Below are 12,188 nucleotides of genomic sequence, written 5' to 3'. Positions count from 1 at the left end.
CGCGTGGCTTCGGCAGCGTCACAAGGAATAACATTGAGCAACGAGAAGATCGAGCAGTACAACCATCCGGCCGGCGGCTGGGGCGCCCTGAAATATGTCGCACTACATTTGCTGAAGGAAAAAGTGCCGGGCGGCGGCATACGCACCCTGCTGAAGCAAAACCAGCCGGACGGCTTCGACTGCCCCGGATGCGCCTGGCCGGACCGCGATCACGCCTCGACCTTTGAATTCTGCGAAAACGGCGTCAAGGCGGTGGCGGCGGAAGCCACTTCCAAGCGCGTTACAGCCGCTTTCTTTGCGCAGCACAGCGTCAGTTCGCTGCTGCAGCAATCGGACTATGAACTGGAAGAACACGGCCGCCTGACCGAGCCGATGGTCTACCATGCCGCCAGCGACAGATACCAGCCGATTTCCTGGTCTGATGCCTTTGCCCTGATGGCAAATCACCTCAACGCACTGCCAGACCCGAACCAGGCTTCGTTCTACACCTCCGGTCGCACCAGCAACGAAGCGGCCTTCCTGTACCAGCTGTTCGTGCGCGCATACGGCACCAACAATTTTCCCGACTGCTCCAACATGTGCCACGAGCCGACCAGCGTCGGCTTGCCGGAAACCGTCGGCGTCGGCAAAGGCACGGTGACGCTGGACGATTTCGACCTCGCCGACACCTTCCTGATCTTCGGCCAGAATCCCGCCACCAACCATCCGCGCATGATGGGCGAATTGCGTGAGTGCGCCAAGCGCGGCGCCGCCATCGTTTCCATCAATCCGCTGCGCGAGCGCGGCCTGGAACGTTTCTCCAGCCCGCAACATCCGTCCGACATGCTGTCGCGCTCAGGCACCACCATCAGCAACATGTTCATCCGCCCGACCTTGTGCGGCGACCTGGCGCTGGTCAAGGGCGTGATCAAGCGTGTGCTGGAGCTGGACGACCTGGCGCTGCAAAACAATGACGAGCGCATCATCGATGTGCAGTTCATCGCTGAACACACCGCCTACTTCGACGAGTTCGCCGCCGACATCCGCGCCGAGAGTTGGGACGATATCGTCACCGAATCCGGCGTCAGCCGCGACGATATTGAAAAGCTGACGCAAGTGTATGTACGCGGCAAGAACGTCATCGCCACCTGGGGCATGGGCCTGACCCAGCACAAGCATGGCGTCGATACCATCCAGATGGTGTCCAACCTGATGCTCTTGCGCGGCAATATCGGCCGCCCCGGCGCCGGCCTGTGTCCGGTGCGCGGCCATTCCAATGTGCAGGGCGACCGCACCGTCGGCATCGATGAAAAGCCAACCACGGCTTTCCTCGACCGCATTGAAAAAGTGTATGGTTTCAAGCCGCCGCGCGAGCATGGACTGGATGTGGTTGGCACTATCGAAGCCATGCTGCAAGGCCAGGTCAAGGTCTTCATCGGCCTCGGCGGCAACTTCGCCATGGCGACGCCGGACACGCCGCGCACCTGGCAGGCGCTGCAATCCTGCGCGCTGACCGTGCACATCACCACCAAGCTCAACCGCAGCCACCTGATCCACGGCAAGGATGCACTGATCCTGCCGACCATGGGCCGCACCGAGATCGACATGCAGGAAAGCGGCGCACAGGGCGTGACGGTGGAAGATTCGATGAGCATGGTGCACGTCTCTTATGGCATCAATAAGCCGGTCGCCAAGACCTGCTTGTCGGAAATCGACATCGTCGCACGCCTGGCGCAGGCGACGCTCAAGGACAGCCGCATCCAATGGCTGGAATACGTCAAGAACTACGCCCTGATCCGCGACGACATTGAAAAAGTGTATGACGCTTTCAAGGACTATAACGCGCGCATCGCCCAGCCCGGCGGCTTCCACCTGGGTGTCGCTTCGCGCGAACGGGTCTGGAAAACCGCCAGCGGCCGCGCCCAGTTCAAGACCCTAGCGATTCCCAAGGACACGCCTATCCACCGCGCGCGACGCCAGCATGGCCCCGAACTGATGATCCTGATGACCACCCGTTCGCATGATCAGTACAACACCACCATCTACGGCATGGATGACCGTTATCGCGGTGTGTTCGGCCAGCGCCGCGTGGTGTTTGCCAATCCGCTGGATATCGCCATGCTCGGCTTCAAGGCTGGCGACTGGGTCGACCTGGTCGGCGTCTGGGAAGACGGCATCGACCGCCGCGCTGACCGTTTCCTGCTGGTGGAATACGACATCCCGCGCGGCTGCATCAGCAGCTATTATCCGGAAACCAATCCGCTGGTGCCGCTCAACAGCTTTGCCGACAAGGCGCGCACGCCGACTTCCAAGTCGATCCCGGTGCTGCTGCGCCGTTCCTTGCAGCTGGCGGCGTGATCCGATGCTGATACTGGAAAATGAAATCGACGACGCCGTGCTGCTGATCCTGTCGGCGCTACATGCCGACGCCAGCGATCAGGACAGCCATCGCGGCGAACCCGGCCTGTCGCTAGCCAGGCTCAGCAAGCGCACCGAACTGCGCATGAGTACGCTGCGGCGTCATCTCACCGCACTGGAAGAAGCAGAGATCGCCAGTGTCGTCATCAACGAAGACGGCACCGGGCGCGCCGCCCTGACACCTTACGGCATGGCGATTTTCAATGCGCTGGATGAAAGCCAGAGCGCCAACGTAGATTATTGAAATTTCATAAAACACGACAAAACCGTAACCCGTTTTTTGGTCGCGCTTTGCATGTGCAGCTAAGTGGGGTCAGAGTGAACTTTCTGCGCGCTTCTTGCAGAAACTTCACTCTGACCCCACTTAGCGGGCCAAGGAGTACATTCCGTGTCGCGTCAAAAAACCGGCACAATGCACTCTACTTTTCTCCGAATCCGTCATGTGGGGTCAGAGTCGAGTTTCGCGATAAAACGCCGCGAAACTCGACTCTGACCCCAGATGACTCTGATAGCGTAGCGCCACAAAGCGCCAACACGGCCTGATGCTGGAACAATCAATCCAGCATGGCCGCCACCAGCTCACTCAATCGACGCAAGGCTTGCTCGATCTGGGGCGTCCAGCTGTAGCTGTAGTTCAGGCGAATGAAACTGCGATAAGCATCCGAAGTTGAAAACAGGCGGCCCGGCGCAATCGTGATCCCCTCCTCCAGTGCCTGCTGGTACAGCGCCATGGAATCGATCGCCGGCGGCAGCTCCACCCATAGCACATACCCGCCGCTGGGCCGCGTGATGCGGGTGCCGGCTGGAAAAAAGCGGCCGACGAAAGCGCTCATGATGTCGCAGCGCTGCTGCAAGGTGCGGCGCACCCGGCGCAGGTGACGATCGTAACCGCCCGCCGTCAGGTAGGCGGCGATCGCCCGCTGAGGCAGGCTTGAGGTGCTCAGGGTATTCAGGAATTTCAGCTTCTCCACCTGCGCCCGGTAGCGCCCCGGCAAAGTCCAGCCGATGCGGTAGGCCGAGGTCAGGCTCTTGGAAAACGAGGAACAGTAGAGCACCATGCCGCGCTTGTCGTAGGCCTTCAGCACGCTCGGGTGCGCATTGCCGAAATACAGTTCGTTGTAGACGCCGTTTTCGATGATCGGCATGTTGTAGCGTGCGCCCAGCTCGACCAGCTGGCGCTTGTTTTCTTCCGGCATTTCAAAACCCAGCGGATTCTGGAAATTCGGCATCACCATGCAGGCTGCCACTGGCTGCGATTGCATGATCTTGCTCAGCGCTGCGATATCCATTCCCAGCCGCGGATCGGTCGGCACTTCGATGGCGCGCATGCCGAGTCGTTCGATGGCGTGCAGCATGGCGTAGAAAGTCGGCGACTCGACGGCGATGGTGTCGCCCGCCTTAGCCACGGCCTGCAGGCAAAGATTGATCGCTTCGGTGGCGCCGACCGTCACCACCACATCGTCCGGGCTGATGCTGAGCCCGGTTTCCAGATGGCGCCTGACGATCTGCCGTATCAGCTCTGGATGGCCCGGCGGCAGATCGTCCAGCACGCCCAGCGGGCCGCCGCTGCGCAGGACCGAACCGTGGTACTGGCTGATGCGGTGGGCCGGAAACAGCAAGGGATCTGGATAGGGCGAGCCGAGCGGAATCGCATCGTGCTGGTGTATCGATTTCAGCGTCGCCAGCACGTGGCGGCTGACATCGACCTCGGCCGAGACCGGCAGTGGCATCGAGCGGCCGGGCTCGGCCGGGGGCATCGGCAAGGCCGCGGCGGCAAAGCGGGCGCGCACAAAATAGCCGGATTGCGGATGGCTTTCGATCAAGCCGCTGCTTTCCAGCAATTCGTAGGCCCGCACCACGGTTGTGATGCTGAGGCCATGCTGGCGGGCGGCCAGGCGCACCGAACTCAGGCGATCGCCGGGCCGCAGCGCGCCATTCTGCAGCGAAGCCCTGATCTGCTCGGCAAAACGTTGGTACAGCGGTTGGCGCGGAGTTTTCAATGCGGGGACGATGACAGGAATCGAAGAACGGCTCATTATAGTTAAAATCAAGCATTTTCCTTGCACCTGCCATGACAGAACGGCAGTTGTCAGCCAGGCATGGCAAAAATGCGGTATCCATCTATAGTAATTAGCGGCAGCATGGCTTGCGCCTCGACTGGCGCGTTTCCGGTGAATTTATGGCGACCTTGATTTTCACTCCGCAACTTGCGCGCTTTACCGCAGCGCCGCAAATCGACACCGATGCCCTCACCTTGCGTGCCGGCCTGGAGACCGCGTTCTCGGCCAACCCGCGCCTGCGCGCCTATCTGCTGGACGAGCAGGGCTGCCTGCGGCCCAATGTAGCCATTTTCATCGACGGCCGCACCGTACGCGACCATGTGCGCCTGGATGCGCCGCTGACCGCGCATAGCAAGGTGCACGTCTTGCAAGCTCTCTCTGGAGGTTGACCATGACTGAACGAGCCTGGATCGCCAGCCGCAAAGGATTGTTTGAACTGCTGCAGCAAAACGGCCGCTGGAGTTTGGGACCGATCGCCTTTCTCGGCGAACCGGTGTCCATGGTGCTGGCCGATCCGCGCGACGGCGCCGTCTACGCCGCGCTGAACCTCGGCCATTTCGGCGTCAAGCTGCATCGCAAGGACGCCGGCGCCGCGCAATGGACTGAAATCGTCGCGCCGGCCTATCCACTCAAGCCGGAAAACTCGGCCGACCCGGTCGACTGGACCGTCAAATTCATCTGGTCGCTGGCTTGCGGCGGCGCCGATGAGCCGGGCGTGATCTGGGCCGGCACCTTGCCGGGCGGCTTGTTCCGCTCGGCCGACCGCGGCGCCTCGTGGACCCTGGTGCACTCGCTGTGGGATGCGCCCGAGCGCAGCGAATGGTTCGGCGGCGGCTACGACGTCCCCGGCATCCACAGCATCTGCGTCGATCCGCGCGACAGCCGCCATGTGCTGGTCGGCATTTCTTGCGGTGGCGCCTGGGTCACGCATGACGGCGGCAACAGCTGGACCTTGAGCGCCAAGGGCATGCGCGCCAGCTACCTGCCGCCGGAACGCGGCGACGACCAGAACGTGCAAGACCCGCATCGCATCGTCGGCGCCCGCGACACTCCCGACCAGCTGTGGTGCCAGCATCACAACGGCATCTGGCGCTCCGCCAACTTCGGCGTCGATTGGCAGGAAGTCAGCCCCGCCCCCTTGTCGAATTTCGGCTTCGCGGTGGCGGTCCATCCGGCCGACGGCAATACCGCATGGTTTGCGCCGGCGCTGGCCGACCAGACCCGCATCCCGGTCGACGCCGCGCTGACCGTCACCCGCACCACCGACGGCGGCCGGACTTTCACCGCCCTGCGCGCCGGCCTGCCGCAGCAGCACTGCTACGACCTGGTGTATCGCCACGGCCTGGCTGTGGCGGACGACGGCCGCACCCTGCTGATGGCGTCCACCACCGGCGGCGTCTGGCTGTCGGAAAACAGCGGCGACAGCTGGCGCACCATTGCCAGCAGCATGCCGCCGGTGTACGCCGTGTGCTTCGGATGACTAGATCGCCCATCATGCAATTTAGATGTCAATAGAACAATTCTGCATATAGATAGTGCGAAAAAATATTGGACGCAGCCTAGGCAAGCCCGGATACTCCGGCTCACCCGGTTTACGCGCCTATCCAAGGCCTGCCATACTCTCGCCATTCGCGTTGCGGCAAGACGCTCCCTTATATCCCGATTACTCTATGAATATTTTCTCTCTCTGGTTCCGCATTCCCTTTTGGCAGCGCGTGCTGGGCGGCTTCGTGCTTGGCGCGCTGGCCGGCTGGCTGGTAGGGGCGCCGGCCGAAACCTGGTTCGGCCCGCTCGGCAAACTGTACGTCACGCTGATCAAGATGATCGCCGTGCCGCTGGTGTTCTTTGCTGTCACCAACAGCATCTCCAGCCTGCATGGCATGAAGAGCGTGGCGGCACTGGGCGGCAAGACCTTCCTCTGGTTCGCCGTCACCGCCGTGCTGGCGGTCGGCGTCGGCCTGGCTGTCGCCAGCTTCACCAATCCCGGCCAGAACCTGGGCCAGCTGGCCATCGCCGCCGATTACACGGTGCGCGAGGTGCCGACGCCGATCCAGGTGCTGCTGGACGTGGTGCCGTCGAATCCATTCAAGGCGCTGTCCGAAGGCAAGATCCTGCAGGTGATCTTCTTCGCCGCCTTGCTCGGCATGACGCTGGTCAAGCTGGGTGACAAGGTCAAACAGGTACGCGAACTGATGGGCGAAGCCAGCAGCGCCATGATTCAGATCACCCGCTTCGTGCTGGAAATGACGCCGCTCGGCACCTTCGGCCTGATCGCCGCGTTGGTCGGCTCCTACGGCTTCGAACGCCTGCTGCCGCTGGGGAATTTCGTGTTCACCCTGTACCTGGCTTGCGCGCTGCATATCGTGGTGGTGTACGGCGGCCTGCTGCTGACGCACCGCCTGAATCCGATCCGCTTTTTCCGCGGCGCTTTCCCGGCCATGCAAGTGGCGTTCACCAGCTCCTCCAGCTTTGCTTCCATGCCGATCGCCTTGCGCAGCGTGGTGCATAACCTCGGCGTCAAGCAGGAATATGCGGCGTTCGCGGTGCCGCTGGGCGCCAGCATCAAGATGGACGGCTGCGGCGCCATCTATCCGGCGATCGCTTCGATTTTCGTGGCCCAGTATTTCGGCCTGCATCTCGACATGTCGCAGTATTTCATCATCATGCTGGCTTCCGTACTCGGCTCCTTCGGCACCGCCGGCGTGCCCGGCACGGCGATCGTGATGGTGACGCTGGTGCTGAGTTCGGCCGGCCTGCCACTGGAAGGCATCGGCTACCTGGTGGCGATCGACCGCATCCTCGACATGATGCGCACCATGACCAATGTCACCGGACAGATGCTGGTGCCGGTGCTGGTGGCCAAGGAAGAAGGCTTGCTGGACCTGGAAATCTACAATGCGGCCAACAGCGATGTCGGCCTGGACCAGAACAGCAACGCGGCTGCCTGATCCGGTAGGGTGGGCACCCCGTGCCCACGCGGATGCGCACTCCACGTATTGCGGTTACGCGTGGGCACGGTGTGCCCTCCCTACGAGTTTCTTTAAGGCTCGCCATCCCAATAGTCCAGGTCGTTTTTAGCGCGCTGGATCACATCGAAGACCCGTTCGCCGCCGGCGGACGCGGTCGCCAGGAACTTGCCGGAATCGGGATATTCGCATACCTCGGGCTGTTCCCTGGTGCTCACCGAGAGATACTTCAAAGGCTGGTCCGAGGTATTCACTATCTGGTGCGGATACTCCGGGCCGGGTGGAATGAAGATGATGTCGCCGCTGACCAGCGGCAGCATTTCTCCCGCTACCCTGAGCGAACCGCTACCTTCAAGGATGATGAACATTTCCTCTTGCGCGTAATGGAAGTGATACGGGCAGGAGATTTTTCCAGGGGCGACAGTATCTATGCTGGCGCCCAGCTTCTGCGCCGCCGTGCCGGTCGCCAGGCGCGCGCAGAGCGAATCGTATAAAGGCTCGCGCAGGTCGTGCACGGTAGGGACGGTATTGAAGTTGCGGATCAGGCGCTGACGCAAGCTCTCTACGTTTTCACTCATTCTCTTCTCCGAAATAATGTGCGCTTAATGTGTGCTACAAGGCGCGTGGCAAGAAGAATACACGCAAGCAAGCATCTCTGCGCTGTCATCGCCATGCCGCCTGCCAGCTGTCAACATTGCCTCTTTTCTTCTACCATTTCAAGGCGCACCATTGCAGACAGGCGCGAGGCAAAAATGGTGCAAAGCCGCATTCCTGCAACACCCGCGAGCTGTCTCTGCACCACATGCGCACAGATTCGATGCCACAAAATACACATCTTGAAAAAGAAAATAAATTTCCTTTACTTGCACTGAAAATGAAAATATATTTACACAAATTATAAAAATCATTTACCGGGGATGGCCCATGCAACACGCCGCAGTCACAGCATGGCAACGCGAAAGCGCGGTTGCCGCACGTATAGGCAAGGCCTATCCGGAGCTCTCGAAAGCGCATCGCAAGGCGGCTGACTACGTCCTTGCAAACGTGTTTCGCGCCGCCACCATGACCATCGACGAACTGGCCGACGTGGTCGGCATCTCGCTGGCGACCGCCAACCGTTTCGCCCATGCGCTCTCGTTCGACGGCTACCCCGCGTTCCGCGCTGCGCTGGTGCTGGACTTTGCTTCTTCGCTGGCGCCGGTGGAAAAACTGCGCGACCAGGTGCAGCGTGCCGCCAGCAGCGCCGAAATCATCGCCGCCGCGCTCAGCGGCGACATGCAAAACCTGGAAGCCACCCGCCGCGCCCTCGCGCCTCAGCAATGCGACCAGGCGGTCAGCATGATCCTGAATGCCGAACGGATTTTCATACTGGGCTTCGGCGCCAGCGCTTTCCTGGCCGGCATCATGGCGCACGCGCTGGAACCGTATTGCCGCACGGTGCAGTCGGTGGCCGGCCCCGGCGGCCCTTCGCAAGCCAGCCGCCAGTTCTTCAAGCTGGACCAGCGCGACCTGGTGATCGCCCTGGCTTATCCGCGCTATGTCACCGATACCGTGACGCTGACCGCGCGCGCCAAGGAGCGCGCCGCGCAAGTGCTGGCATTTACCGACAGCCCGACCTCGCCGCTGGTGCCGCTGGCGGACGTCACCTTGTATGCACAAACCGAAAGGCAGCTGTCGCCGACCTCGGACGCCGCCGCGCTGTCCTTGATCCAGGCAGTGTGCGACGCCGTCGCGCATCGCGCCAACCGTTCGGTGCATGCCGCTTCGAAAATGACCGAGGCCGTGCTGCCCTGGCTCTATCACGCCGACGGCATCAGCGCGCCCAAGAGCAAAAATAGCAAAACCGCCATCATCAAATCTGCAGCGAAAGCGAAATAACGTGTCTACTTCTTCAAACAGCAAAGCCGTCATCGCCATCCACGGCGGCGCCGGCACCATCTTGCGCAGCGCCATGAACAGCGGACAGGAACAGGCTTATAACGACGCGCTGACAGAAATCCTGAGCGCCGGCCAGAGCATCCTGGCGGCCGGCGGCAGTGCTCTGGACGCCGTCGCCAAGGCCGTCAGCATGCTGGAAGACTGCCCGCTGTTCAACGCCGGCAAGGGTGCGGTCTATACCCATGCCGGCACGCACGAACTGGACGCCGCGATCATGGACGGCGCCACGCTCGGCGCCGGTGCGGTCGCCAATGTCGCCCACGTGCGCAACCCGATACTGGCGGCACGCGCCGTGATGGAAAACAGCGAACACATCCTGCTGGTAGGCGCCGGCGCGGAAGAATTCGTTACCCAGCATGGCGCCGAACTGGTCGAACCCGCATACTTTCATACCGAGGCGCGCCACGCCCAATGGCTGCGCGCGCGCAAGCAGGAAGGCATGCTGCTGCTGGATCACGATGCCGCCAGCCAGGCCGCAGCGGCAGAAATCGCCCCGATCGACCCGGACAACAAGTTCGGCACGGTCGGCGCGGTAGCCCTCGACCTGCATGGCAACCTGGCTGCCGCGACTTCCACCGGCGGCATCACCAACAAGCGCGTCGGTCGCGTCGGCGACTCACCGCTGATCGGCGCCGGCTGCTACGCCAACAACCGCACCGCCGCGATTTCGGCGACCGGCACCGGCGAAGCGTTCATGCGCACGGTAGCGGCCTACGATATTTCGGCTCGCATGGAGTATGCCGGACAGTCGCTGCAGGACGCTGCCCAGCACGTCGTGATGGAGCTGTTGCCGCGTTACCACGGCCGCGGCGGCCTGATCGCCATCGACGCCGAGGGCAATGTGGCGCTGCCCTTCAATACCGAAGGCATGTACCGCGGCTACGCCAAGGTCGGTGCGCCTGTGGTCACCGCCATTTACAAATGAAGCCAGCCACGGAAAGCGATCATATGAACATGCAAACAGGCCGCCGGGTGCTGACGGTAGAGCAGATGAGCGTCGGCTTCACCACCTCCGAACGCAAGGTGGAAGCGGTGCGCAATCTGTCCTTCCATATCGATGCCGGCGAGACGCTGGCTATCGTCGGCGAATCGGGTTCCGGTAAATCGGTGTCGTCGCAAGCCATCATGCGCCTGATCGACTACGGCGGCGGCCGCATTAGCGGCGCGCGCATGGATTTCCAGCGCCGCGACGGCAGCATCATCGACCTCGCCACGGCCGGCCAGAACACCATGCGCCATATCCGCGGTTCGGAAATCGCCATGATCTTCCAGGAGCCGATGACTTCGCTCAACCCGGTCTTCACGGTCGGCGAGCAGATCGCCGAATCGATCCGCCTGCACCAGGGCAAGAGCATGGCCGAGGCGCGCGCCGAAGCCTTGCGCATGCTGGAAATCGTCCGCATTCCGGAAGCGCGCCGCCTGCTGGACCGCCATCCGCACCAGCTGTCCGGTGGCATGCGCCAGCGCGTGATGATCGCCATGGCGCTGTCCTGCAAGCCGTCGCTGCTGATCGCCGACGAACCGACCACCGCCCTGGATGTGACAATACAGGCGCAGATCCTGCAACTGATACGCGCGCTGCAGGATGAAATGCAGATGGCGGTGATCTTCATCACCCACGACATGGGCGTGGTGGCGGAAATCGCCGACCGCGTGGTGGTCATGTGCCGCGGCGAGAAGGTCGAAGAAAACAATGTGCACGCGATCTTCGAAGCCCCGCAGCATCCCTACACCCAGGCGCTGCTGGCGGCAGTGCCGCGGCTGGGCGCCATGCACGGCACCGACCAGCCGGAACGGATCGCCATTGCCGGCGCCGTGATCACGCCGGAAATGGCGGCCGAAGCAAGCATCATCCGCAGCATTCCGGGTTCAGATCCGCTACAACAACCCCTGCTGAAAGTGCGCAAGCTGACCACCCGCTTCGACGTCAAGAGCGGCGTCTTCAGCCGCGTCAAGCAACGCGTGCATGCGGTCGAGCAAATCAGTTTCGATCTCTATCCGGGCGAAACGCTGGCGCTGGTGGGCGAATCCGGCTGTGGCAAATCGACCACCGGCCGTTCGCTGCTGCGGCTGGTCGACATCACCAGCGGCAGCGTCGAGTTCGGCGGGCGCGACCTGGCCAAACTGCCGCGCTCGGAACTGCGCTCGCTGCGGCGCGAGATCCAGTTCATTTTCCAGGACCCGTTCGCCTCGCTCGATCCGCGCCTGACGGTCGGCTATTCCATCATGGAACCGCTGCTGGTACATGGAATGGCTGAAGGCGCACAGGAAAAAGTCGCCGCCCTGCTGGAACGGGTCGGCCTGCTGCCGGAACATGCGCAACGCTACCCACACGAATTCTCCGGCGGCCAGCGCCAGCGCATCTGCATCGCGCGCGCACTGGCATTGAATCCGAAAATCGTGATCGCCGACGAATCGGTATCGGCGCTGGACGTGTCGATCCAGGCGCAGATCGTCAACCTGATGCTGGACCTGCAGCGCGAGCTGGGCATTTCCTTCATCTTCATTTCGCACGACATGGCGGTGGTGGAACGCATCAGCCACCGGGTAGCGGTGATGTACCTGGGGCAGATTGTCGAGATCGGTCCGCGCCGCGCCATCTTTGAAAACCCGCAGCATCCGTATACCAAGAAGCTGATGGCGGCGGTGCCGGTAGCCGATCCCAAGCAGCGCCACCGGCTGCGCGAGATGCTGCCGGAAGAGATCCCCAGCCCGATCCGCAATGTCGGCGACCTGCCGATCGTGGAGCCGCTGAAACAGGTCGGGCCAGGGCATTTTGTAGCGACGCACCGGATTTCCAGCGCTTTCTGAACGGTTTTTTTGTTTT

Annotated in this window: 10 protein-coding genes; 8 read left to right on the top strand and 2 right to left on the bottom strand. The window is 62.2% G+C overall.

Going from position 1 to position 12,188, the window contains the following annotated elements; translation table 11 throughout:
• Nucleotides 1–33 precede the first annotated feature (33 nt).
• Both BCF11_RS14200 and BCF11_RS14195 read left to right on the top strand, forming a co-directional pair.
• Nucleotides 34–2,337: an FdhF/YdeP family oxidoreductase gene (locus BCF11_RS14200; RefSeq protein ID WP_098495302.1), complete on the top strand. Its 2,304-nt coding sequence runs from the start codon at nucleotides 34–36 to the stop codon at nucleotides 2,335–2,337.
• Nucleotides 2,338–2,341: 4 nt separating this feature from the next.
• Nucleotides 2,342–2,641, top strand: a complete 300-nt coding sequence (locus BCF11_RS14195; RefSeq protein ID WP_098495301.1) for a helix-turn-helix domain-containing protein — start codon at nucleotides 2,342–2,344, stop codon at nucleotides 2,639–2,641.
• 310 nt (nucleotides 2,642–2,951) lie between these two features.
• Here the strand turns inward: BCF11_RS14195 and BCF11_RS14190 are convergent, their stop codons facing one another.
• Entirely contained in the window at nucleotides 2,952–4,433 is a 1,482-nt protein-coding gene (locus BCF11_RS14190) for a PLP-dependent aminotransferase family protein (RefSeq protein ID WP_098495300.1), read from the bottom strand.
• A gap of 143 nt (nucleotides 4,434–4,576) precedes the next feature.
• Here BCF11_RS14190 and BCF11_RS14185 point away from each other — a divergent pair, with 143 nt between their 5' ends.
• From BCF11_RS14185 to BCF11_RS14175, 3 genes are all read left to right on the top strand, one after another.
• On the top strand, nucleotides 4,577–4,846 hold the full coding sequence (locus BCF11_RS14185; protein ID WP_098497506.1) for a MoaD/ThiS family protein: 270 nt from the start codon (nucleotides 4,577–4,579) through the stop codon (nucleotides 4,844–4,846).
• 2 nt (nucleotides 4,847–4,848) lie between these two features.
• Nucleotides 4,849–5,937, top strand: a complete 1,089-nt coding sequence (locus BCF11_RS14180) for a sialidase (RefSeq protein WP_098495299.1) — start codon at nucleotides 4,849–4,851, stop codon at nucleotides 5,935–5,937.
• A gap of 190 nt (nucleotides 5,938–6,127) precedes the next feature.
• Nucleotides 6,128–7,405, top strand: coding sequence for a dicarboxylate/amino acid:cation symporter (locus BCF11_RS14175; RefSeq protein WP_098495298.1), 1,278 nt, complete (start codon nucleotides 6,128–6,130; stop codon nucleotides 7,403–7,405).
• Nucleotides 7,406–7,497: 92 nt separating this feature from the next.
• On the opposite strand, the gene BCF11_RS14170 is transcribed toward BCF11_RS14175, so the two are convergent.
• Nucleotides 7,498–8,001, bottom strand: a complete 504-nt coding sequence (locus tag BCF11_RS14170; RefSeq protein WP_098495297.1) for a cupin domain-containing protein — start codon at nucleotides 7,999–8,001, stop codon at nucleotides 7,498–7,500.
• Between the two features lie 346 nt (nucleotides 8,002–8,347).
• Here BCF11_RS14170 and BCF11_RS14165 point away from each other — a divergent pair, with 346 nt between their 5' ends.
• The 3 genes from BCF11_RS14165 to BCF11_RS14155 are packed head-to-tail and all read left to right on the top strand — an operon-like array spanning nucleotide 8,348 to nucleotide 12,172.
• The gene (locus BCF11_RS14165; protein WP_233212484.1) at nucleotides 8,348–9,301 is read left to right on the top strand and encodes a MurR/RpiR family transcriptional regulator; all 954 of its coding nucleotides are present in this window, start codon (nucleotides 8,348–8,350) and stop codon (nucleotides 9,299–9,301) included.
• A gap of 1 nt (nucleotide 9,302) precedes the next feature.
• A complete protein-coding gene (locus tag BCF11_RS14160) occupies nucleotides 9,303–10,286 on the top strand; it encodes an isoaspartyl peptidase/L-asparaginase family protein (protein WP_098495296.1) in 984 nt (327 codons plus the stop codon).
• A 29-nt stretch (nucleotides 10,287–10,315) separates the two neighbouring features.
• Nucleotides 10,316–12,172 carry a dipeptide ABC transporter ATP-binding protein gene (locus BCF11_RS14155; RefSeq protein ID WP_098497505.1) on the top strand — a complete coding sequence of 619 codons (1,857 nt, stop codon included), beginning with the start codon at nucleotides 10,316–10,318 and terminating at the stop codon, nucleotides 12,170–12,172.
• The last annotated feature ends 16 nt before the right edge of the window (nucleotides 12,173–12,188 follow it).

Source organism: Collimonas sp. PA-H2 (genome assembly GCF_002564105.1).
Taxonomy (GTDB): domain Bacteria; phylum Pseudomonadota; class Gammaproteobacteria; order Burkholderiales; family Burkholderiaceae_D; genus Collimonas.
The sequence above is the reverse complement of the archived record's forward strand: the minus strand, read 5'-3'. Positions and strand labels throughout refer to the sequence as shown.